Raw genomic sequence first — 21,717 nt, 5'->3', positions numbered from 1 at the left:
ACGGCGGGGCTCGCGCACCCGTGGCGCCCTGTAAGGCGGGCGCCGCGCGGCCGGACGGGCCATTATCGACGTGAACCAGAGATATTTCAACGGCGCGCCTGCAAGCGCTCGACCACACAAAAATGACTTTTTTATTGGGATGGGATGTTTTTTCCGCGCCGCCTGCGTCTATGATGGAGACAAGGTGTGCTGGGATGCGAATGCGCGCGGCGAGGCGGTTCGGCATGATTCGTGCGGGAGCGGTGGAGCGATGCAGCAACGTCGAATCATCGTGAATCCGGCCTTGTCGTATGCTATAAAAGATCGACGTGCGGCGCGCGAAAGCCGGGAGTGGTCGCATGAGGACGCAGCGTTTCTTGCAATTCTTTTTCAGGCGAATTTTTATGTCCTTCCCGAAAAAGCGTAGACGCGCGAAGGTGGACGGCGACGAGTCGTTCCTCGCGGTTCTGCGGCATTTCAAGCCGTTCGGTCAACTCGACACCAAGATTGCGCGGGCTCGCGCGCAGGACGAACCGGTGCTCTATGCACACGTACTGCCCGGACTCGACGTGCTTCTATGCAGTGTGCGCGGCGCGCAGCCGCCCTACCCCGCACCAGCCGAATTGCGGCGGCGCTGCATCGAATCCATTACCAATGCACTGGAGCAACCGCTCGATGGTCTCGAGAACGGCGGCTACTGGTACGAGGCCGACGGCTTCGGCTTCCTCGTGTTCGCGAGTCGTGCGCGCGGCAAGATTCTGACGGAGTTCGGCGCGACGCGGATCGGTACTCGCCGCGGCGTGCGTCGCCAGGATGCGTCGGGCGATGCAACACCGCGCTCGCTCCGATAGCGCCGATCAGAGACCTTGAAGTTCAGGGTTACTGACAGCTCGTTTCGTCGTCATTCATCCGCGGTTTCGACAGCCGGTGTCGTCACCCACCGCTGGCGTCTTCGGTGGCGCGCTGCGTTGCTTTCCGGTTCGCTTCATTGCATTGAAACACGGGCTTCGACGGCGACCGCGCGCAGTTGCGCGCGCGGCATCCTGCCATTGATTCGGCCATCGCAAAATCGACGCGCTCGCGCGCGGGCGGCACGCTGATCAGCCACAGAAAGATCACGCACAGGCCGCCACCAACATCAGCTACCCTTGTATTCGGCCGCGCTCGCTGGCGACTGCGTCGCGGGCTTTTGATTGCGATCCGTCGCGGCCGGCGACGACGCACCGCTCGACGGCTTGTTGACCGGCGCGCCCTCCAGCGACATCGGCGCCTTCGGCTGTTGCTTCACACCCGGCGGCGGCGCCTTCGGCATCTGCCGCACCTGCGCGAGCAATTGCGTGCACGGCAGCGGCTTGTTGTTGCTCGGCGCGAGCAGCGGGATCAGCGCCGCGAATGGATTGATCAGCCCGAGCCCGACCGCCGCGCCGCCACGCAGCGCAAGCGCGGCCGCATTGACACCGACGTGCGGGTCCTTGAAGGTGCCCTTCACGTACAGCGGCGAGCGCAGCGAAAAGACCCGGAAGCCCTTCGTATGCGGGTGCACGCCGAGGTCCATCGTTTCGTCGCGCAGATTGATGTGACCGTCGATGTTGATCACCGCGTCGTCGGTATCGAGCGCGAACACGCGCGCTTCGAGCACGCCGTCGGTCGCGACGAAATCGGCGGCGGCGCAGTTGATCTTCACGTCGCGATTGCCGAACAGCTTTTCGTAGACGACGTTCGCGACGTTCAGGCCGGCCGCCTCCATCAGCAGACGGCTCACGGTGCCCTCGGTCACGAGCGCCTTCAGCTCGCCGTTCGAGGTCGCGGCGAGCGCCGCCGGAGAGTTGCCGGTCGCGGACAGCGACGCGTCGCCATTGATCTCGCCGAGCGCGCTCTGCATCGTCTTGAAGTTCGGGAACAGTTGCTTGAGCTTCAGATGCCGCGCCGACATCGCGAAGCGCCCCTTCAACGGCGCCCCGCTGCCATCGAGATAAATGTCCGACGCGAGCGAGCCGCCCGCGACGCCGAACTTGAGCGGCACGAGCGACAGCACGCCGTCGGTCATCACGACATGCGTGTACAGATCCGTGATGGGCAGATTCGCATTCTTGATGATGCGCCGGCCGGTGAACTTGACGTCGGCGTCGATCGCCTTCCAGCGGTCGGTGCGGAACTCCTCGACCGGCAGCGCGCGGTTGCTCGGCTGCGCGGCAGCGCCGCCGCGCTTCGCCTTGCTCGCGTTCGAATCGGCGCCGATCACCGGCGCGAGATCCGAGAACTGCAGCAGATGCGACTCGAGTTCGCCTCTCAGCAGCGGACGCGGCTGGCGGCCGGTATAGGTCAACGAACCGTTCAGATCGCTGCCGCCGACCCGGCCTGTAAAGTTTTCATACGTGAACACGTTGCCGCTCGATTTGAACCGGCCGATCAGATGGCCCTCGGTCGCGTATGGCGGGGTCTCGGGCAGGGTCACCCCCGTCAGCGAATATAGCCGGGCCATGCTGTTGCCTTGCAGCCAGAGACGCAGATCGAGCGCCGCGAGATGCGCCGGATCCGTGACCGTGCCGACGAAGGCGATATGCAGGTCGCCGGCTTTGACGTCGGCCTGCACCGGGAACGGCCGGTTCGCGTCCTGCAGCGCGAGCACGCCGCCGAGCTTGCCGCTGCCCGACAGCGGCGTGCGGTTGTAGGTGCCCTTGACGGTCCAGGCGATCGCATAGAGCGGCGTCGCGCGTGGCGCGCCGGGTGCGGTGCCGCTCGCGGCCGAGACGGCCGCAGGCGTGCTGGCGCTCTCGCTGGCGGTTTCGCCACGTGGCGCGGCGGCGCCGCTCGTCGCGAGCGCGCCGGAAGTCGCGGGCGCGCCTGATGTTGCAGCCGGGCCCGAGGCTGCCGACGCCTGTGCCGGCGTCTGTGCTTCAGAAGCCGCCGCTTCGGAAGCCGCCTTCGCCGCCGACGCCGCCTGCGCTTCGGCCTGCGCGGCAAGCTTGCTCGCACCCGCGCGGCCGACCGCCTGCGCCGACGCGCTGCGCGAGGCCGCCTCCTGCTGCTTCAACGCGTCGCCGATCGGGATCGGCTGCCCGAGCGTATCGACGACCATCTGCACCTCGACCTTCTTCTGCTGATCCGACAGCGCGATATTGCCCTTCGCGAACGCGATATCGTGCAGATCGAGCTTCCACTCGGATGGCCCGGTCGATGAAGGCAGTTTGAAGGTCCAGTTATTGCGGCCGTCTACAAGACGTTCGAGATCGACCGATGGATTCACGAGATTGATCGCCGGAATCACGATGTCGTGCGCGAGCAGCGGCAGCACCTCCACTTCGAAGTCGATTTCGTCGAGCGTCGCGAACTGCGGCTGTTTGGCCCAGTCGGGATTGCCGATCGTGATGTTGGCGGCCGAAAAGCGCGGCCAGGGCACCCAGCCGCGCCAGCCGGTTTCGCCGACCGCATGACGCCAGCCCACCTTCAGATCGCCGTTGATCGCGAACGGCCGGCCGATCGCCTGGCTGACCTTGTCGTCGATGTAAGGTCGCGCGCGGTTCCAGTCGAAGGTCAGGATGAAGATGACGAGCGCAACGATCAGGATGACGAGCACGGCCAGCAGCCATGCAAGGATCTTTCCGACCCGTCGTCCGATACTGCTCGACACTGCCATTGAAAGGCTCCGCGTGTTGTTCTACGTTGTGCACCGTGCAGCAGTTATCGTGCCTGGCGCGTGGCAATGAATCGTCGCGCCGGTTGTGGGTTGTGTGCGCTATTCGCGCCTCGTCGTTTTATCATGGCGCACGCTTTGCCGACAGACCGACCGGAGCATTGACGCCGTCGCGCCGGCATCGAAGCGACACCCTCCCCACGACGTTCCAACCATGACGACCGATGTTCCTCTCCTTTTCGCCGACGGCATCGTGCGGCGTGATGCGCAGCGCGGCCAGACGCTGTTGCAGCAGACCACTTTCGTGCTGCGCGCCGGCGAGCGCGTCGCGATCACCGGACCGTCCGGCTCCGGCAAGAGCGTGTTCCTGCGCGCGCTCGCGCTGCTCGATCCGATCGATGCAGGGCGCATCTTGTGGCATGGTGCGCCGCTCGTGCGAGCGGCGATTCCGCGCTATCGGCGCGGCGTCGCGTATATCCGGCAGCGGCCCGCGCTGATCGACGGCAGCGTCGAAGACAATCTGCGCTATCCGTTCGATCTGCGCGCGTATCGCGACGCGCGCTTCGATCGCGCGCGAGCAGCCAGGCTTGTGATGCAGGCCGGCCGCGGCGAGGACTTTCTCGGCAAGCGCGCAAGCGAATTGTCGGGCGGCGAAGCGCAGATCGCCGCGCTGATCCGGGTGCTGCAACTCGCGCCCGAAGTGTTGTTGCTCGACGAGCCGACCGCGTCGCTCGACCCGGCGTCGTCGCGCGCGATCGAAGCGCTGGTGCAGGCATGGTTCGATGCCGCGCCTCGCGCTCACGCATCGATATGGGTATCGCACGACCCCGAGCAGGCGGCACGCATGAGCGAACGGCATTTGACGATGCGCGCCGGCGTGCTGGCCGAACACACCACGGTGCGGCGCGACGCGGACCAACGCGATGTTGCGGACCTGCGTCGGGAGTCCCGCCCATGAGCCTGCAGAATCTGAGCTTGTGGGACGTCGCAATCGCGACGCTGCTGATCGTCGTGAATGGCGCGGTGTCGGTCGCGTTGAAACTCGATCTCGAACGCAAGCTCGCATGGGCGGCGGTGCGCACCGTGGTCCAGTTGCTCGCGATCGGCTATGTGCTCGGCTGGGTGTTCAGTTTCGCTCGCTGGTACGTGGTGCTGCCGCTGATGATCGTGATGACGCTGATCGCGGGTTTCGCCGGCGCGCAGCGCGGCAGCCACACCTATGCCGGACAACGCGCCGACAGCGTGCTGTCGATCTGGGTCAGCTCGTGGCTCGTGGCCGCGGTGGGACTGTTCGTCGTGATCCGCATCCATCCGTGGTACGAGCCGCAATATGCGATTCCGATTCTCGGCATGATCCTCGGCAACACGCTGACCGGTGTATCGCTCGGCATCGAGCGGATGACCGAGGAACTGACCGCGCGGCGCGACCGCGTCGACATGGCGCTCGCGCTCGGCGCGACACGCTGGGAGGCCGCGCAGGCGCCGGCGCGCCAGGCGGTGCGCGCGGGCATGATGCCGACGTTGAATCAGATGGCGGTGGTCGGCGTCGTCAGTTTGCCGGGCATGATGACCGGGCAGGTGCTGGCCGGGCAGTCGCCATTGCAGGCGGTGCGCTATCAGATCGTCATCATGTTTCTGATCGCGGCGGCGTCGGCGCTGGGGACGGTGGGCGCAGTGCTGCTCACGTACCGGCGACTGTTTTCGGCCGAGCATCAGTTCTTGCCGGCGCGGCTCGTCGAGCGTGAGGCACGCAAAGGATGACTCACCCGGATGGCACGCTAACGCATGTGACGGTTCGCGCACGCGGCCGTCACGGCGCGCGCTGGACCATTCAACGCTTCGCGGTGACGGCGACCTCAGTGCCATCGTTCAGCGTCAGCGTTTTCGTCGTGCCGTTGACCGGCATCGTGAAACGCACGATCTGACTCATGCGCACATCGTTCGGACACTTGAGCGGCTTGCCTCCGCTCGTCACGGTTTTGACACCATGCGGCGTCTGCGCCTGGAAGCTAAGCTGTACGGTCGCGGTGCCGTCGCTCGCCACCACCGGTGCGAGACGGATCTGCGTCTGGCGGATCATCGCGCCGTTCTCGTCGACCGGCAGGGACGCATAGTCCGGGCATGCGTCGGTAGCGGGCACCGGACCGCCGGGCGGCACGGTCTTCCACGTGAAGTCGTCCGTTTCGCCCGAGCGGATCGTGCGGGTCTCCTGGGAATTGCCGAACTGTTTCGACGTGACGCGAACGGTGTAGCGGATCGGACCGTCGAGCGCGGCCTTGTTGGTCACCGTGATCGGCGTGGCTGCGTGAGCAGCCGGCTCGAGCGCGCAGGCGAGAGAAGCGACAATCGAAACGGCGGAGAGTTTGAAGCTGAAGCTCATACTGTCACCTCGTTGTTGTGCCGCTGCGCGCTCGCGTCGACGCGATTGCCCGTGCACTGTTCGCGCACTGCCGAGGCCCGGCCGGTTCACACCGCCTTGCCTCGCCGCAAGACACGCAACCGTTTTGGCATGCTGCGTCGTCAGTCTAACGCCAAGCGCGCTGCCGCGCGTGTCGTGTCGGCTCGGGTGTTAACCCGCTTGCGGCGACGCGCTTTCTGCGCGTCGATTTCATCTCAGAAGCCGGTCAGCACCAGCTTGCCGATCGCGCGTCCTGCTTCCAGCAACCGATGCGCGCGGCGCAGATTCTCCGCGTTGATGCGGCCCAAGTCCTCGCCGAGCGTCGTGCGCAACGTGCCCGCGTCGACGAGGCGCGCGACCTCGGTCAGCAGCTTGTGCTGCTCGATCATGTCGGGCGTGCCGAACATCGAGCGCGTGAACATGAATTCCCAGTGAAACGCGGCGCTCTTCGCCTTCAGCAATTCGACCGGCACCGCGGCGCTGTTCTCGACGATCGTGCAGATACCGCCTTGCGGTTTGATCAGTTCGGCCGCGGCCGGGAAATTGCGATCGGTGTCGTTGAAGATCAGCACGTAGTCGACCTGTTCGATGCCGAGCTCTTTCATCTGCGCGGACAGATCGCCGAAGTGATCGACGACGTGATCCGCGCCGAGCTCCCGTGCCCATTTCGCCGATTCGGGCCGAGACGCGGTCGCTATCACCTTCAGCTTGGCGAGCTGCTTGGCGAGCTGGATGCCGATCGAGCCGACCCCGCCCGCGCCGCCGAAAATCAGCACCGTGCGGCCTGCGTCGGCGCCCTGCGGCGACACGCCGAGGCGGTCGAACAATGCTTCCCATGCAGTGATCGCGGTCAGCGGCAAGGCGGCCGCGTGCGTGAAATCGAGCGACGCCGGCTTGTGTCCGACGATCCGTTCGTCCACCAGATGAAACTCGCTGTTGGCGCCCGGCCGCGTAATGCTGCCCGCATAAAAGACGGGATCGCCGACCTTGAATAGCGTGACCTCGGGTCCGGCCGCGACGACGGTGCCGGCTGCATCCCAGCCGAGCACGCGCGGCGTCTTCTCGACGCTATCCTTCGGCGCGCGCACCTTGGTGTCGACCGGGTTCACGGAAATGGCTTCGACCTTGACCAGCAGATCGCGGCCGCTCGCTTCGGGTTTGGGGATCTCAACGTCGACGAGCGCTTCGGCGTGATCGATTGGCAGATAACGGTAGAGTCCGACGGCTTTCATGGCTGCTCCTTGTGAGTTCGGTTGATGTGCAAGCATGACCCGAATCGTAAGACGGTTCTTATTCTGCTAAAACAGTCATAATCACTGAAACATTTTTTGGTTTTTCGGAATAGTGAACGATTCAACTCCGGCTGGCCGGTCCCTGCCCAGCGAGCGCGAACGGCTCGATCTGCTCGATGTCGGGCTGTTCGTGCGCGCCGCGCTGCTCGCCAACGTGTCGGCGGCCGGGCGCGAGTTCGGTTTGTCGGCGGCGGTCGCGAGCGCTCGGATCGCCCAACTCGAAAAGCTGCTCGGCGCGCGTTTGTTGCATCGGACCACGCGCCGCATCAGCCTCACCCAGGACGGTGAAGTGTTCATGACGCGTGCCGAGGCGCTGCTCGACGCGGCCGCCGCCGCACGCGCAGCGGTCGGCCGCGCGCAGGCCGAGCCGCAGGGACGGCTGCGCGTGACGATGCCGTCGTCGTTCGGGCGCCAGCATGTGTCGCCGGTGATCAGCGAGTTTTTGCGCCGCTATCCGGGCGTCAGCGTCGATCTGCGGCTGACGGATCAGGTGGTCGATCTGGTCGACGCGGGCATCGATGTCGCGATCCGCGTCGGCGTGCTGAAGGATTCGTCGCTGGTCGCGCGGCGGCTCGCGGTCAATCGCCGCGTGCTGTGCGCGGCCCCCGCCTATCTGGCCGCGCACGGCACGCCGCATCATCCGTCGGATCTCGCGCGGCACGAGTGCATCATCCTGTCGGAGCAGCGCGACTGGCGCTTCGTGACGCCCACTGGCCCGCTCGACGTGCGCGTGAACGGCCGCCTCGTCACCGACAATGGCGAGGTGATTCGCGACGCGCTGCTCGCGGGCTTCGGCATCGCGCTGAAATCGACATGGGACGTGGCGCCTCATCTGCGCAGCGGCGAACTCGTCAGTGTGCTCGACAGCTATCCGCTCGCGGACGACGTCGCGATCTGGGCCGTGTACCCGAGCCGCGCGTTCGTGCCGCCGAAGACGGTCGCATTCATCGACTTCGTCGCCGCGCATTTCGACGATCCGCCGTATTGGGACCGGGAGCCGGTTGGACTGGCGGGCGCGTAGGCGTCACGCCCGGTACGCGGCGTCAGCGCTTGCCGCCCTTCGCGCCGCCCTGCTTGCGATCCGAGTTCACATCGGCATGCGAGTCGTTCTGCGTGCGCTGCTGATACTCGCCGCCGCCGCGGCGGTCGGTATCCTGCAAGCCATGCTCGATATCCTCATGCGCCTGCTTGCCGACATGGCGCGGATCGTCCTCGTGCTGTGACTCCGGATGCTGGTCGGTTTCATGCGGCAGCGGCGCCGCGGCTTCCTGCAACGACTTCGGGTCCTTGTTCGCGTGCGGGTCGGCTTGCGAGTCGCCCTCAGTCGATTGCGGCAGGGTTTTCATTGCATTGCTCCTTCGCGAAGCGCGTTCGCGCACTGAGTGCGCATGGCGAATTCGCGGGTTGTTCAGCCACCTGGACGAGCACTCATGACGCGACGCCCAGACGTTTTTTCATCGCCGCGGTGATGCGCTGACGCGTCTTCGCATAGTCGGCCCATGGGTCGCTTGCGAGGCCGTCCACGCGCTCGTGGACGTTGCGGATGCCCCATTGATCGCCGCCCGTCGTGCTGTCGAGTTCGTCCCACGCGAGCGGCACGGACACGCCGAGCCCCGGCCGCGCCCGCGCCGAGAATGCGGCCACCGTGCTGGAGCCGCGGTTGTTGCGCAGATAGTCGATGAAGATTTTCTTCTTGCGATTCTGCGCGCCCATCTTCGCGCTGAAGTACTGCGGCAGCGTCGTCGCCATATGCTGCGCGACCGCCTGCGAGAAGTCCTTCACTTCGTCCCAGCCGGCCTGCTTCGCGAGCGGCACGACCACGTGCAAGCCCTTGCCGCCGCTCGTCTTGACGAACGACTTCAGGCCCAGTTCGTCGAGCAGCGAGCGGGTCAGTTGCGCGGCCTCGACCATCCGTTCCCAGCCGAGCGACGGGTCCGGGTCGAGATCGAACACCATCCGGTCGGGCTTTTCGATATTCGACGCGAGCGCATTCCACGTATGAAATTCGACGGTACCCATCTGCGCGGCGCCGACCAGCGCGGCAAGCGTGTCGATCGTGATCAGCGCAGGATGGCCCGGGTCGAGTCCCTCGTGCTGCGTGACGTGCGGAATCGACAGCTTCTGGCTGTGCTTCTGGAAGAACAGCTCGCCGCCGATATCCTCGGGCGCGCGCACCAGCGCGACGGGCCGCTCGCGCAGATGCGGCAGCATCCATTCGGCGATTGATTCGTAGTACTGCACCAGTTCGAGCTTGCTTGCGCCGCTGCTCTTGTCGATCACGCGATCGGGATGCGAGATGCGCACGCCGGCGACTTCGCTTTGCGCGCGCGAGCGTGTTGCCGTGGTTCGGGCGGGCGCGCTTTCAGTCGCGGCGGGCGCGGCGGTCCTTGCGGTCCTGGCGGTTTTCGTGGCTGCGCGCTTTTTCGGCGCGCCTGTTTGCCGCGTATCGTCGGCGGCGGTTTCGGTTTGCTGTTGCACGTCGGCTCCTTGTCGGGCGGTTTCCTTGACGATCTGGCGCGCCGGTTTGTCGTCGCGCAGACTGACGAACGACGCCTGGCGCACGATGCCGTCGCTGGTCCATTCGGCGAAGTTGCATTCGGCGACCAGCACCGGCTCGACCCAATGCACGGGCGTACGGCTGCGCTCACGCGGCGCGCTCGCGAACGGCATGCGCTTGCTCGCGTGCGCGTCGAGCGCCTGTTTGACCGAGCGCAGCAACGCGGCGTCGAAGCCGGTGCCGACGCGCCCCGCGTACTGCAGTTGGCCGTCGGCGTCGTAGACGCCGAGCAGCAGCGCGCCGAACGCCTCGCGGCTGCCGGCCGGCTCCGAATAGCCGCCGATCACGAACTCCTGGCGGCGCCGGCACTTCAGCTTGATCCACGACGGCGCGCGGCCCGACACATAGCGGCTGTCGCGCCGCTTGCCGATGATGCCTTCGAGCCCCATGTCGCACGCGCTACTGAGCAGCTCGCCGGCGCTGAACGCGAAGTCGTTCGAAAAGCGCAGCACGCGATCGTCGACGCCTTCGAGCAGCGCGCGCAGAATCGCGCGGCGCTGTTCGAGCGGTACGCCGCGCAGGTCGTAGCCATTCAGGAACGGCAGATCGAACAGATAGATCACGATGTCCTGCGGGCGGTGCGCATCGAACGCGTTTTGCAGCAACTGGAAGCTCGGCACGTCGCGTTCATCGAGCACGACGGCTTCGCCGTCGAGCCACGCGCTTTGCAGGTCGAGCCCGGCGATGGCCTCGATCTGCTTGCTGAATCTGGTGGTCCAGTCGTTGCCGTTGCGCGTGAAAACGCTGACCGCACCAGCCTTCTTCTTTGACGCGTGGTCGATGCGCGCGAGCACGCGGTAGCCATCGAACTTGATTTCGTACAGCCAGTCGTCGCCAGGCGGCGCAGTGTCGACGAGCGTCGCCAGCTCCGGCGTCAGGCTCGCGGGCAACGCGGCTTTGACCGCGCCTTCAATCGATGGCGATGCGGCGAGTTCGCGTAACGACTGCGCGGTACGCGTCGCGACGATGTCGGGGCGCTTGGGATCGGCTGCGCGGCGCAACGAGGCGGACTTCGCTGGCTTGCCTGTGCCCGTGGCTTTGCCGTCGCCCGACGTTTTCGTCTGCGCTTTCGCTTGCTTCGTTTTCCTGCCTTTCGAAGCGCCGTCGGCCAGCACGCTGCCCGGCAGTTCTTTGAGCACGTCGTAGTCGCTCTCGTCGCGCGCTTCCTCGTCGCGCTCCTTGATCAGCAGCCATTGTTCCTTGTCGCCGCTGCCGCGCATATGGCTGCGTACCAGCGTCCAGCCGCCGTGCAGCTTCTCGCCGTACAAATGAAACTTGAGCTTGCCGGCCGCGTACGACCGCGCGGCTTCGGCCACGCCGCCCGCCGGCTCCCACGTGCCGCGATCCCACACGATCACCGTTCCCGCACCGTAGTTGCCGGGCGGAATCTCGCCCTCGAACGTACCGTATTCGACCGGATGGTCTTCGACGTGCACCGCGAGCCGCTTGACCGACGGGTCGAGGCTCGGCCCTTTCGGAACCGCCCACGACAGCAGCGAGCCGTTCAGTTCGAGCCGGAAGTCGTAGTGCAGACGCCGCGCGTCGTGCTCCTGGATCACGTAGGACAGTGTGTCGGGCGCGGCACGCGTCGCGCTCCTGCCCGTCTTGCTTGCCGCGCGCTTGCGGGTCGGCACGCCGGATGGCTCCGGCGTGTCTTCGAAGCGGCGCTTGCGGTGATAGACCTCGAGTCGGTCGTTCATGGCGATGACTCCGGTGCGTTAAGCGCGAGCGGCGCGGCGGCCGCGCGTTCAGGCCGCCGCGCGCCGTTTGCGCGACGTTGCGGTGGTTTTCGATGCGGCGCGGGCGCTGCTGCCGCTACCGCTGCGACTGCGCGCGGTGCTTGTCGCGCGAGCCTTTTTGCGCGCGGGCGCGGCCGTCTCTTCATCGGACCCGGCTTCGCTATCGGCCTGATCCTCGTCCTCGCCGGCGGTGCGCTTGCGGCCGGTGGCCGCCTGCTTGCCCTTGCCGCGGCCGAGGCTGCGTTTGAGCAGATCGGACAGGTCGAGAATGTCGGCGGACTTGCGCGGTTCGTGCGGCGTTTCGACCTCGGTGACCTCCTCGGTCTTGCCCGCCTGGATCTTGCGCTCGACGAGCGCCATGATGTCGTCGCGAAACGTATCGTGATACTGCATCGGGTCCCACGTCTCGCTCATGTCGTCGATCAGCTTTTTCGCCATGTCGAGTTCTTTGGCTGACACGCCGGCGGCCTTCATGCCTTCGGGCGGCACCTTGAACTCGTCGAGACCGCGCACCTCGTCGGCCCAGCGCAGCGTGTTCAGCGCGAGCATCGGACCGAGCGGAATCAGCGCGGCCAGATGCTGCTTGTTGTGCAGCACGACGCTCGCGACGCCGATCTTGCCCGAGGCCGTCATCGCCTCGCGCAACAATGCATAGACTTTTTCCCCCTTGCGGTCGGGCGTCAGGTAATACGGCGTGTCGAGATAGAGAAACGAGATGTCGGCGGCGTCGACGAACGCGAGGATGTCGACCGTCTGCGTCGACTCGGGATTCGCCGAGCGGATTTCGTCGTCCGACAGTACGACGTAGTGATCCTTCTCGTATTCGAAGCCGCGCACGATGTTCTCGCGGGTCACGTCCTTGCCGGTGCGCTTGTTGATCTGCTTGTAGCCGATCGGGTCGATCGTGCGCTTGTCGAGCAGATTGAAACCGACCTTCTCCGATTGCGTCGCCGGATAGAGCTGCACCGGTACGTGCACCAGCCCGAAACTGATTGCGCCCTTCCAGATCATGTGTGCCATCGCGCGCTCCCCTGTCCCATGGCCCTGAAATATCAGGCGAAGCAGCAAGCGTGCCCGCGTTTTGGCGGGTTTTACGCTGCTGCCACGCTTAAAGCATGAGCCGGTCCGCTCGGCGGCCTGCTGTCATCAGGCTGTAAGTTTTGCGATGAAGCGGCAAAAGCTACGGCTGTCTTAGTGCGCGCGCTATCAGGGGGTGCATCAAGGATCGAGCAGGACCGGCACGGACGCAAATCCGCGAAACCGCACGCGCCCGCCCCGCGTCGGCTCGCCATCCACGCGATACGCCGGGAAGCGCTGCACGAAGCGCTCGATCGCAATCCGCGCCTCTAGCCGCGCCAGCGACAGGCCCGCGCATTGATGAATCCCGAAGCCGAACGCGAGATGCCGGTTCGGATCGCGGCGGATATCGAAGCGGTCCGGCTCGGCAAACTGCTCGGGATCGCGATTGGCCGCGCCGATGCACAGCGTGACCGGCGTGCCGCGCGCGAGCGCGACGCCGCCGATCTCGGTATCGACGGTGGTCATGCGGTTGCCGAGTTGGTTCGAACTCTCGAAGCGCAAACACTCCTCGACCGCGGTGCCGATCAACTCGGGCTCGCGCAGCAGCGCGGCGCGCTCGTCAGGCCATTGGCTCAGCGTGACGAGCCCGTTGCCGATCAGGTTGGTGGTCGTTTCGTGCCCCGCGTTCAGGATGAAAATGCAGTTCTGCAGCAGCTCGGCTTCCGATAGCTGCTCGTGCGGGCCCTCGCCCTGAATCAGCCGCGTCAGCACGTCGTGCTGCGGATCGCCGGGCTCGCGGCGTCGTCGTGCGACGAGGCCGCGCAGATAGTCGACGAATTCGCTGACCGCGCGATTGCCGCGCTCGAACTGCGCGTCACTCAGCGACGGTTCGAGCGCGCCGAGTATCGCGAGCGACCAGTCGCGCAACGGCGCACGCTCGTCGTGCGGCACGTCGAGCAGATTACCGATGACCTCGACCGGAATCGCCGCCGCGAACTCGCCGATCAGATCGATCCGTCGGCGCTGCTTGGCCGCGTCGAGCAGACCGTCGACGAGCCGGATCAACGCGGGCTCCATCGCCGCGATCGCGCGCGCGGTCAGCGCGCCGGCGATCAGCTTGCGCACACGCGTATGGCGCGGCGGATCGTTGAACACGAGGCTCGTGGTGTGATGCGCGTAGAGCGGTGAGTCGCCGTATTTCGGGCGGAACTCGACGGTCTTGTCGGAACTGAAGGTCTTCGGGTCGCGGTAGACCGCCTGCACGTCGCGAAAGCGCGTCAGGAACAGTGAGCCGTCGGGCATGCGCCGGATCGGGTCATAGGTGCGCAGTGCGCGATAGACCGGATAGGGATCGGCGTAGAACGCGGGACTCAGATGACGCAGATCGAAGTCGCGGGCAAGGGAGGAAGGGTCGCTGGCGGTTGCCGGGGTCATGCGTTGTCTCCGTGGGGCGTCTTGTTGCGCTTGTGATGTGGCGGGTTCGTGTGACCGCATTTGTCCGGTCTGTTCCGTTACGGCGATACGCGAAACGCCGACTTCAGCCAATCCGACGACGAGCGCGCCACACGATTCGATGCGTCAGTATGAACCGCGCACTGTCGGAGCGCACGGCAAACCCGCCCGCTACAGCCGCCCGCGACGGCGCGGTGCACAGAACCGATACAATAGCGGGATTTTCCGCGCGCCACGCGCCTCTTTCTTCCCGCGTCACTGGTCGTCCATGAACCTCGTCATTCAAAGCGTCGCCCCCCTTTCCGCCGATCATCACAAAACGCTCGTCGCGCTCGCGCGCGGCTCGCACGCCACCGTCATCGACGAGAACGCGATTCGCATCGCCGACGCAAACCTCGCGCAACGCGCCGACGTCGAGGCGTATTGCTATACGCATCAACTCGACTACGCGTTTGTCGAAGCCGGCCGCCAGTTGCGCGACTTCGGGCTCGTCGCGATGGACATGGATTCGACGCTGATCACGATCGAGTGCATCGATGAAATCGCCGATTTCTGCGGGCTCAAAGCCGAAGTCGCGGCGATCACCGAGGCTGCGATGCGCGGCGAGATCAAGGACTTCAACGAAAGCCTGACGCGCCGCGTCGCGCTACTGAAGGGGCTCGACGCCAGCGCGCTCGAGCGCGTGTACGAAGAGCGGCTGCAGTTGTCGCCGGGTGCTGAACGCATGCTGACCGGCGCGAAACAGGCGGGCCTGAAAACGCTGCTCGTGTCGGGCGGCTTCACGTTCTTCACCGCGAAGCTGACGGCGCGCCTCGGCCTCGATTTCACGCGTGCGAACACGCTCGAAATTGTCGACGGCAGGCTGACCGGCAACGTGATTGGCGAGATCGTCAATGCGGATGTGAAAGCGCGCACGCTGCGCGAAGCCTGCGCGACGCTCGGCATCGAGCCTTCGCGCGCAATTGCGATGGGTGACGGCTCGAACGATCTGAAAATGATGGCCGAAGCCGGACTTTCCGTTGCCTTCCGCGCGAAGCCGGTGGTGCGCGAAGCAGCCAGCGTGTCGTTCAATTTCGTTGGACTGGACGGGTTGCTGCGGTTGTTCTGAGGCTGTTGCTCGAGGGGTTCGTTATCGCGTCGGCACAACGACCGACGCGATAACGAAATGCGCGAACTGTGTTGTTATCTGTTGAAAATGGCCGGCAGGAACAGCGCGCACATGCCGATGGAAATCAGGATGTTGAAGATCAACACGCCCTTCATGATGCGGTCGTGATTTTTGCCTATTTCCAACGATAGAATAAATTGTTTCATAAGCTCCTCCACAAGACGGAGCAAGTATAAGCGCTGCACTATCCCATAAATCTAATTGAGGTAAATGTGTAGGGCCGCGAATAGAAACGCCGCCAGGCAGATCGTGAAAATCGACGCGCCTATCGCCCCCCGTGATAGCGTGCCAACCATGGACTCGGTCTGCCTGTCATCGCGAGCGGCGACGAAGCCATCCTGCCGCACCTTGAGCAAGCATGCCATCACGGCTATGGAACAGGCGAATGCCAGCCCGCAAAACCCGACAATCCCCAACGCAAGCATCGAGGACTCCCCGCTGCCCTGCTCCAACGCCATCACCGCCTCATAAATCGCGGCGGCACAAAGTCCGATCGCACACCAGAACAATTGCCCGTCTTTCACTGACGCCTCGATCATCGTCCGGGCAACGCGCCAGCCATACGCGGGCGCGACAAGCGCAAGCGTAAGAATCGGCCCGGCAATCGGCACCGCGAGATTCAGCAACAGCCAGAAGAAAAGATTCATCGAAGCCCCTCCCCGAGCGCGGCAACGTTATTCGGCAAGGACACGATCGTAGCGTCGCGCACCCGTATCGACCATTCGGCCAAATGGTCAGGTGTGCTCGATACTCAAGGCAACAAAAAGCCCGCCGGGAACGCATCCCGACGGGCTTCTCGAACAACGTGTCGAACGGGCTAACGCGTATTAAGCCAGCTTAGCCAGGCTCTGCTCGATATCCGCGCGCAGATCAGCCTCGTCTTCGAGACCGATATAGAAACGCACCAGCGTGCCGCGGTGCGGCCACTGTGCCGCCGTGCGCATCGACGCGATGTCGTACGGCATCGCGAGGCTATGCGCACCGCCCCAGCTCCAGCCGAGCGAAAATAGTTCGAGCGATTCGCAGAACATGTCGATCTGCGCCGCGCTGTATCGCTCGTCGAACACGACCGAGAAAAGGCCGCCCGCGCCGGTGAAATCACGCTTGTACACTTCGTGCCCCGGACAATCGGCCAGCGCCGGATGCAGCACCGCGACGATTTCCGGCCGGCTCTTCAACCACGCCGCGAGCGACAGCGCCGCGCGATCGTGCTGCGCGAACCGCAGTTGCATGCTCGGCAGGCTGCGCAGGATCAGCGAGCAGTCGTCCGAGGACACGCCGATGCCCATGCGCATGCGCGCCGCTTTCAGCCTCACATGCACGTCGCGGTCGACCGTGATCGTTGCGCCCATCAGCACGTCGCCGCCGCCCGACTGGTACTTGGTCAGCGCCTGCACCGAGATGTCGACGCCGTGGTCGAACGGCCGGAACGCGAGGCCGGCGGACCACGTGTTGTCGATCGCGGTGAAGACGTTGCGCGCGCGCGCCGCCGCCGTGATGGCCGGCACGTCCGGCACTTCCATCGTCACCGAGCCGGGCGCTTCGATCCAGATCAGGCGCGTGTTCGGCTGGATCAGCTTGGCAATGTCCGCACCGATCAGCGGATCGTAGTAGCGCGCCGTGATGCCGAAATCGCGCGCGAGCCAGTCGCCGTGGTCGCGGTTCGGCGAATAGACGTTATCGGGGATCAGCACGTCGTCGCCGGCCTTCACGAGGCCGAAGTAGACGTTCGAGATCGACGACAGCCCCGACGGCTGCAGCAGCGCATGCTTGCCGCCCTCGATCGCGGCGAGGCGCTGCGCGAGCGCGATCTGCGTCGGCGTCGCATGCAGGCCGTAGCGCCATTGCGCGTCGTTTTTCCAGTCGAGCGCGCGCATCGCGGCGAGATCGGGAAACACCACCGTCGACGCCCGCGTGACCGGCGTCGAGAACGATTCGAAGCCCGGCGTGATGTCGTCCTCGGCACGCACGATGCGGGTCTGCAGGCGGTGTTTGAGTTTGGATTCAGTCATGTGGAGTTCGATGAAATACACAGGGAAGCGGGCTTGGAGCAAGCGCCGCGCCGCGCGACTCAAGATGCCCGGCGTGCGTACGCATCAGTCGCCGGTTTGCAGGTTGCTGACGCCGCCCACCGGGTGCCCGCCGGCAGCGGATGCCGGCGCGGGAGCCGCCACTGCGCCGTTCACGGCAGCCGGCTGCGCAGTTGGGGTGGCCGCCTTGGCGGCCGCCGCGCCGGCCGCAGGTGCCGCCTGCCCCGCCGCCAGAGGCTTCAGGTTGAATTCCTGAGGGTTCGAATCGTCGACGTTCATGCGGTCGCCTTCGAGCGAGCCGTCCGCTGCGAACTTGCCGACCCAGTTGCCGGTGATATGCGTGCCGTCGTTCGATTCTTCGACTTCGAGCGTATCGCCGACGCGATCGCCGGCGATCAGGATCACCTCGCCGTTATCGGTGTACTGATACTCGCCGTGTACGCCGGAAGGATCGTCGGTCTTGGGCCCGAGCCGCAGCACGATCGGCCGCGCGCCGAGCGTGCCCACGTAGCGCGGAAACTTCGCGAACTCGGGGCTCGGTTTCAGCGGCAGCTGAATCGGCGGCGGCGCGGCCAGCTCCTTGACTGCATCGCTTTCCGCCCACGCCTGCGACGGCATCCACAGCACCGTGCCGGCACACAGCAGCGCGGCGGCGCTTGCCACCGCGCCGGCGCGCTGACGCAACGTCTGCATTACCGAACCCTTCGTCACTTTCGCTTCCCGCATCCTGTCGATCCTTGTTGCTGGTTCCTGCTTGCTACCTATGCCGGCCGGCCTGCAGTGCGCGGTCACAGACGCTCGAAAACCGCCGCGATCCCCTGGCCGCCGCCGATGCACATCGTGACGAGCGCATAACGCCCGCCGATGCGCTGCAGCTCGTACAGCGCCTTCACGGTGATCAGCGCGCCGGTCGCGCCAATCGGATGGCCGAGCGAAATGCCCGAGCCATTCGGATTGACCTTGGCCGGATCGAAACCGAGCTCCTTGCTGACCGCACAGGCCTGCGCGGCGAAGGCCTCGTTGGCCTCGATCACGTCGAGATCGGCGACCGTCAGACCCGCCCGCTCGAGCGCCTTGCGGCTTGCCGGCACCGGCCCAATGCCCATATACGCCGGATCGACGCCCGCATGCGCGTACGACACGAGCCGCGCCAACGGCTTCACGCCGCGCCGCTCGGCGACGCTGCGCTCCATCAGCACGACGGCCGCGGCCGCGTCGTTGATGCCCGACGCGTTGCCCGCCGTCACCGTGCCGTTGTCCTTCACGAACACCGGCTTCAGCTTCGCGAAATCGTCGGCGGTTGCGTTCAGCCGCGCGTGCTCGTCGGTGTCGAATACGACGTCGCCCTTCTTCGACGCGAGCGTGATCGGCAGAATCTGTTCCTTGAAATAGCCGCTCGTGATCGCGTGAGCCGCGCGACGGTGCGACTCGAGCGCGAGCGCGTCCTGCGCGTCGCGCGAGATGTCGTACTTGCGCGCGACGTTCTCGGCGGTCACGCCCATATGGATCGACTGGAACGGATCGTTGAGCGCGCCGACCATCATGTCGACCAGACGCGCATCGCCCATGCGCTGACCGAAGCGCGCGGCCGGCATCGAGTACGGCGCGCGGCTCATGTTTTCAGCGCCGCCGCCGATCGCGATATCGGCGTCGCCGAGCAGCACGCTTTGCGCGGCCGACACGATGGCCTGCAAGCCCGAGCCGCACAGCCGGTTCACCGTCAGCGCGGGGGTATGCTGCGCGACCCCGCCGTTGATCGCCGCGACGCGCGCGAGATACATGTCTTTCGGCTCGGTGTGCACGACGTTGCCGAACACGACGTGCCCGACTTCATCGCCCGACACGCTCGCGCGCTCGAGCACTTCGCGCACGACGCGCGCGCCGAGATCGGTCGGGGCGAAATCCTTCAGGCTACCGCCGAACGTGCCGATTGCCGTGCGCACACCGCTTACCACCACTACGTCCCGTTGCATCGCTTGCCCCTCCTGTTGTCTCCACTTCGCCTGGATGATTGCGCCAACGCGGGCCATGCTGCGCCGCGCGCGGCTTACGTAATATCTAGCCCGCCAGCAGCCGCTCGACGGTCTCGCGCGACGGGATCGGCGCGACCGCGCCATAACCTTTCGTCGACAGCGCGGCGGCGACGTTCGCGTAGCGTGCCGCCGCAAATGGATCGTCGCCCGCAACGATGCGCGCGATGAATGCGCCGCCGAAGCAGTCGCCGGCGCCGGTCGCATCGACCGCATCGACGACGTGACCCGGCACGACGCGTCGCTCGTTAGGCGTCGCGATATATGAGCCGTCCTTGCCGAGCTTCAGCGCGACCACGCTCGGCCCGTGCGACAGCAGAAAATCGACGATCTCGTCGCGGCCGGTCAGCCCCGTTAGTTCGGTGACGTCGTCCCAGCTCGGCAAGCAGATGTCGGTCTGGCGGATCGCCTCGAGCATCACCGCACGCGCCCGCGCGAGCGGCCACAGCTTCAGACGCAGATTGGTATCGAAGCTCACGCGCACGCCATTCGCGCGCGCATGCGCGATCGCTTCGAGCGCGGCATCGCAAGCGCTGACGCTGATCGCGAGACTGATGCCGGACAGATGAACGACCTTCGCCGCCGCGAGCGCGTCGCGCGGCAGATCGGCGGGCGCATAGCGGCTCGCCGCCGAGCCCGCGCGCAGATAGTCGAACGCGTGGCCGTTGGGGCCGTGAGACACGAAATAGACGCCGGTCGACGCTTGCGCATCGATGCGCACGAACGACGTGTCGACCTGTTCGCGCTCCCACAGATCGACCAGCAGGCGTCCGAAATGATCGGCGCCGACCGCCGATACGAAGCCGGTCCTCGCACCCTGGCGCGCGGCCGCGATGCAGAAGTTCGACGTGTCGCCGCCGAAGCCTTGCAGGTAGTTCGGCTGATCCTTCGCCGACTGGTTGAATTCGATCATCGCCTCGCCGAGCGCGAGGATGTCCGGTGTTTGAGCTTCAGGCCGTGCGGCCGCGCCGAGCGCCATCGCTTAGACCTCGCCCCACAAATCGTGGCCGTCCGCGCCGGTGATCTTCACCGACACGAAATCGCCGACCTTGTAGCGCTTCGATGCTTTGGTAGACGGCGCGATATAGACGACGCCGTCGATCTCCGGCGCGTCCGCCGCGGTGCGGCCGATGCCGCCGTCCGCGTTGATCTCGTCGACCAGCACCTTCAGCGTCTTGCCAACCTTCTTCGCGATGCGCTTCGCCGACACCTGCTCGGCCACTTCCATGAAGCGCGCCCGGCGTTCTTCACGCACCTCGTCGGGCAGCGCGCCGTCGAGTTCGTTCGCGCTCGCGCCTTCGACCGGCGAATACGCGAAACAGCCGACGCGATCGAGCTCCGCCTCGCGGATGAAATCGAGCAGCGTCTCGAACTGCTCTTCAGTCTCGCCCGGGAAGCCGGCGATGAACGTGCTGCGGATCGTCAGATCCGGGCAGATCTCGCGCCACGCCTTCACGCGCTCCATCACCTTCTCGGCGTTGGCCGGGCGCTTCATGCGCTTGAGCACTTCCGGATGCGCGTGCTGGAACGGCACGTCGAGATACGGCAGCACGTGGCCCTTGTACGGACCCGCGGCCATCATCGGAATCACTTCGTCGACGCTCGGATACGGATACACGTAATGCAGCCGCACCCACGCGCCGTATTGCGCGGCGAGTTCGCCGAGCGCGCCGACCAGATCCGTCATGCGCGTCTTGATCGGCTTGCCGTTCCAGAAACCAGTGCGGTATTTGACATCGACGCCGTAGGCGCTCGTGTCCTGCGAAATCACGAGCAGTTCCTTCACGCCGGACTTGAACAGGTTCTCGGCTTCAAGCATCACCTCGGCGACCGGGCGCGACACCAGATCGCCGCGCATCGACGGGATGATGCAGAACGTGCAGCGATGATTGCAGCCTTCGGAAATCTTCAGGTACGCGTAGTGGCGCGGCGTGAGCTTGACGCCCGCTGCAGGCACCAGGTCGACGAACGGATCGTGCGGCTTCGGCAGATGGCTGTGCACCGCCTGCATCACCTCGCCGACCGCGTGCGGGCCGGTCACGGCGAGCACCTTCGGATGCACTTCCTCGATCAGCCCCGAGCCGCTCGCGCTCTTCTTTGCGCCGAGGCAGCCGGTGACGATCACCTTGCCGTTTTCGTTGAGCGCTTCGCCGATCGCGTCGAGGCTTTCCTGCACGGCTTCGTCGATGAAGCCGCAGGTGTTGACGACCACGAGGTCCGCGCCGTCATAGGTGCCGGAGATTTCGTAGCCTTCGGCACGCAGCTGGGTGATGATCTGCTCGGAATCGACGAGGGCCTTGGGGCAGCCGAGGGAAACGAAGCCGACTTTCGGCGTGGCGCCCGGCGCGGCCGGAGCGTTCGAGGGGGTGGAAGACATGGGGAACCGCTTGAAGACGTTAAACCCTGAATTGTAGCGGT

The 21,717-nt window shown here is 65.6% G+C and carries 20 protein-coding genes; 6 read left to right on the top strand and 14 right to left on the bottom strand.

The window, feature by feature from the left end:
- Positions 1–70: 70 nt before the first annotated feature.
- The gene (locus AB3X86_RS20500; protein WP_157646264.1) at positions 71–406 is read left to right on the top strand and encodes a hypothetical protein; all 336 of its coding nucleotides are present in this window, start codon (positions 71–73) and stop codon (positions 404–406) included.
- A complete protein-coding gene (locus tag AB3X86_RS20495) occupies positions 339–830 on the top strand; it encodes a hypothetical protein (protein WP_013089382.1) in 492 nt (163 codons plus the stop codon). Before AB3X86_RS20500 ends, AB3X86_RS20495 begins: the two co-directional genes overlap by 68 nt.
- Positions 831–1,117: 287 nt before the next feature.
- Here AB3X86_RS20495 and AB3X86_RS20490 read toward each other — a convergent pair whose 3' ends face one another.
- Positions 1,118–3,616: an AsmA family protein gene (locus AB3X86_RS20490; protein ID WP_368597402.1), complete on the bottom strand. Its 2,499-nt coding sequence runs from the start codon at positions 3,614–3,616 to the stop codon at positions 1,118–1,120.
- A 211-nt stretch (positions 3,617–3,827) separates the two neighbouring features.
- Here AB3X86_RS20490 and AB3X86_RS20485 point away from each other — a divergent pair, with 211 nt between their 5' ends.
- A complete protein-coding gene (locus tag AB3X86_RS20485; protein WP_368597401.1) occupies positions 3,828–4,571 on the top strand; it encodes an ATP-binding cassette domain-containing protein in 744 nt (247 codons plus the stop codon).
- On the top strand, positions 4,568–5,374 hold the full coding sequence (fetB, locus tag AB3X86_RS20480) for an iron export ABC transporter permease subunit FetB (RefSeq protein ID WP_176119868.1): 807 nt from the start codon (positions 4,568–4,570) through the stop codon (positions 5,372–5,374). Before AB3X86_RS20485 ends, fetB begins: the two co-directional genes overlap by 4 nt.
- A gap of 70 nt (positions 5,375–5,444) precedes the next feature.
- Here the strand turns inward: fetB and AB3X86_RS20475 are convergent, their stop codons facing one another.
- Positions 5,445–5,993 carry a DUF6013 family protein gene (locus tag AB3X86_RS20475; RefSeq protein WP_368597400.1) on the bottom strand — a complete coding sequence of 183 codons (549 nt, stop codon included), beginning with the start codon at positions 5,991–5,993 and terminating at the stop codon, positions 5,445–5,447.
- A 233-nt stretch (positions 5,994–6,226) separates the two neighbouring features.
- Complete coding sequence (locus AB3X86_RS20470) at positions 6,227–7,243, bottom strand: zinc-binding alcohol dehydrogenase family protein (RefSeq protein ID WP_176108625.1); 1,017 nt, start codon at positions 7,241–7,243, stop codon at positions 6,227–6,229.
- Positions 7,244–7,355: 112 nt separating this feature from the next.
- Between AB3X86_RS20470 and AB3X86_RS20465 the strand changes: the two genes are divergently transcribed.
- Positions 7,356–8,324 carry a LysR family transcriptional regulator gene (locus AB3X86_RS20465; protein WP_368597399.1) on the top strand — a complete coding sequence of 323 codons (969 nt, stop codon included), beginning with the start codon at positions 7,356–7,358 and terminating at the stop codon, positions 8,322–8,324.
- Positions 8,325–8,346: 22 nt separating this feature from the next.
- On the opposite strand, the gene AB3X86_RS20460 is transcribed toward AB3X86_RS20465, so the two are convergent.
- The 4 genes from AB3X86_RS20460 to AB3X86_RS20445 form a co-directional block, all read right to left on the bottom strand.
- A complete protein-coding gene (locus AB3X86_RS20460) occupies positions 8,347–8,649 on the bottom strand; it encodes a hypothetical protein (protein ID WP_368597398.1) in 303 nt (100 codons plus the stop codon).
- 82 nt (positions 8,650–8,731) lie between these two features.
- Complete coding sequence (gene ligD, locus AB3X86_RS20455; protein ID WP_368597397.1) at positions 8,732–11,560, bottom strand: DNA ligase D; 2,829 nt, start codon at positions 11,558–11,560, stop codon at positions 8,732–8,734.
- Between the two features lie 48 nt (positions 11,561–11,608).
- Positions 11,609–12,619 carry a Ku protein gene (locus tag AB3X86_RS20450; protein ID WP_368597396.1) on the bottom strand — a complete coding sequence of 337 codons (1,011 nt, stop codon included), beginning with the start codon at positions 12,617–12,619 and terminating at the stop codon, positions 11,609–11,611.
- 198 nt (positions 12,620–12,817) lie between these two features.
- The gene (locus AB3X86_RS20445) at positions 12,818–14,053 is read right to left on the bottom strand and encodes a cytochrome P450 (protein ID WP_368597395.1); all 1,236 of its coding nucleotides are present in this window, start codon (positions 14,051–14,053) and stop codon (positions 12,818–12,820) included.
- A gap of 286 nt (positions 14,054–14,339) precedes the next feature.
- Between AB3X86_RS20445 and serB the strand changes: the two genes are divergently transcribed.
- The gene (serB, locus tag AB3X86_RS20440) at positions 14,340–15,179 is read left to right on the top strand and encodes a phosphoserine phosphatase SerB (protein ID WP_368597394.1); all 840 of its coding nucleotides are present in this window, start codon (positions 14,340–14,342) and stop codon (positions 15,177–15,179) included.
- Between the two features lie 74 nt (positions 15,180–15,253).
- Here serB and AB3X86_RS20435 read toward each other — a convergent pair whose 3' ends face one another.
- The 7 genes from AB3X86_RS20435 to rimO all read right to left on the bottom strand — a co-directional run bounded on the left by AB3X86_RS20435 (position 15,254) and on the right by rimO (position 21,676).
- Positions 15,254–15,385, bottom strand: coding sequence for a hypothetical protein (locus AB3X86_RS20435; protein WP_018432050.1), 132 nt, complete (start codon positions 15,383–15,385; stop codon positions 15,254–15,256).
- 51 nt (positions 15,386–15,436) lie between these two features.
- On the bottom strand, positions 15,437–15,886 hold the full coding sequence (locus AB3X86_RS20430) for a hypothetical protein (RefSeq protein WP_368597393.1): 450 nt from the start codon (positions 15,884–15,886) through the stop codon (positions 15,437–15,439).
- A 180-nt stretch (positions 15,887–16,066) separates the two neighbouring features.
- On the bottom strand, positions 16,067–17,251 hold the full coding sequence (locus AB3X86_RS20425; RefSeq protein WP_368597392.1) for a cystathionine beta-lyase: 1,185 nt from the start codon (positions 17,249–17,251) through the stop codon (positions 16,067–16,069).
- An 84-nt stretch (positions 17,252–17,335) separates the two neighbouring features.
- Positions 17,336–17,995, bottom strand: coding sequence for a hypothetical protein (locus AB3X86_RS20420; protein ID WP_368597391.1), 660 nt, complete (start codon positions 17,993–17,995; stop codon positions 17,336–17,338).
- 62 nt (positions 17,996–18,057) lie between these two features.
- The gene (bktB, locus tag AB3X86_RS20415; protein ID WP_176108634.1) at positions 18,058–19,242 is read right to left on the bottom strand and encodes a beta-ketothiolase BktB; all 1,185 of its coding nucleotides are present in this window, start codon (positions 19,240–19,242) and stop codon (positions 18,058–18,060) included.
- Between the two features lie 85 nt (positions 19,243–19,327).
- Complete coding sequence (locus AB3X86_RS20410; RefSeq protein ID WP_368597390.1) at positions 19,328–20,278, bottom strand: sugar kinase; 951 nt, start codon at positions 20,276–20,278, stop codon at positions 19,328–19,330.
- A 3-nt stretch (positions 20,279–20,281) separates the two neighbouring features.
- A complete protein-coding gene (gene rimO / locus AB3X86_RS20405) occupies positions 20,282–21,676 on the bottom strand; it encodes a 30S ribosomal protein S12 methylthiotransferase RimO (protein ID WP_368597389.1) in 1,395 nt (464 codons plus the stop codon).
- Positions 21,677–21,717: the final 41 nt, after the last annotated feature.

Origin of the sequence: Paraburkholderia sp. BR14374, from assembly GCF_040948685.1 — a bacterium.
GTDB lineage: Bacteria > Pseudomonadota > Gammaproteobacteria > Burkholderiales > Burkholderiaceae > Paraburkholderia > Paraburkholderia youngii.
Note: the sequence above shows the minus strand (reverse complement) of the source record. Positions and strands in the feature narration are given on the sequence as shown.

Bases quoted from the DNA above. Each gene is read 5' to 3' on its own strand.
- AB3X86_RS20495 (WP_013089382.1), top strand. From the start codon at position 339: ATGAGGACGCAGCGTTTCTTGCAATTCTTTTTCAGGCGAATTTTTATG.
- AB3X86_RS20490 (WP_368597402.1), bottom strand. From the start codon at position 3,616: ATGGCAGTGTCGAGCAGTATCGGACGACGGGTCGGAAAGATCCTTGCA.
- AB3X86_RS20485 (WP_368597401.1), top strand. From the start codon at position 3,828: ATGACGACCGATGTTCCTCTCCTTTTCGCCGACGGCATCGTGCGGCGT.
- fetB (WP_176119868.1), top strand. From the start codon at position 4,568: ATGAGCCTGCAGAATCTGAGCTTGTGGGACGTCGCAATCGCGACGCTG.
- AB3X86_RS20475 (WP_368597400.1), bottom strand. From the start codon at position 5,993: ATGAGCTTCAGCTTCAAACTCTCCGCCGTTTCGATTGTCGCTTCTCTC.
- AB3X86_RS20470 (WP_176108625.1), bottom strand. From the start codon at position 7,243: ATGAAAGCCGTCGGACTCTACCGTTATCTGCCAATCGATCACGCCGAA.
- AB3X86_RS20460 (WP_368597398.1), bottom strand. From the start codon at position 8,649: ATGAAAACCCTGCCGCAATCGACTGAGGGCGACTCGCAAGCCGACCCG.
- ligD (WP_368597397.1), bottom strand. From the start codon at position 11,560: ATGAACGACCGACTCGAGGTCTATCACCGCAAGCGCCGCTTCGAAGAC.
- AB3X86_RS20450 (WP_368597396.1), bottom strand. From the start codon at position 12,619: ATGGCACACATGATCTGGAAGGGCGCAATCAGTTTCGGGCTGGTGCAC.
- AB3X86_RS20445 (WP_368597395.1), bottom strand. From the start codon at position 14,053: ATGACCCCGGCAACCGCCAGCGACCCTTCCTCCCTTGCCCGCGACTTC.
- serB (WP_368597394.1), top strand. From the start codon at position 14,340: ATGAACCTCGTCATTCAAAGCGTCGCCCCCCTTTCCGCCGATCATCAC.
- AB3X86_RS20435 (WP_018432050.1), bottom strand. From the start codon at position 15,385: ATGAAACAATTTATTCTATCGTTGGAAATAGGCAAAAATCACGACCGC.
- AB3X86_RS20430 (WP_368597393.1), bottom strand. From the start codon at position 15,886: ATGAATCTTTTCTTCTGGCTGTTGCTGAATCTCGCGGTGCCGATTGCC.
- AB3X86_RS20425 (WP_368597392.1), bottom strand. From the start codon at position 17,251: ATGACTGAATCCAAACTCAAACACCGCCTGCAGACCCGCATCGTGCGT.
- AB3X86_RS20420 (WP_368597391.1), bottom strand. From the start codon at position 17,995: ATGCGGGAAGCGAAAGTGACGAAGGGTTCGGTAATGCAGACGTTGCGT.
- bktB (WP_176108634.1), bottom strand. From the start codon at position 19,242: ATGCAACGGGACGTAGTGGTGGTAAGCGGTGTGCGCACGGCAATCGGC.
- AB3X86_RS20410 (WP_368597390.1), bottom strand. From the start codon at position 20,278: ATGGCGCTCGGCGCGGCCGCACGGCCTGAAGCTCAAACACCGGACATC.
- rimO (WP_368597389.1), bottom strand. From the start codon at position 21,676: ATGTCTTCCACCCCCTCGAACGCTCCGGCCGCGCCGGGCGCCACGCCG.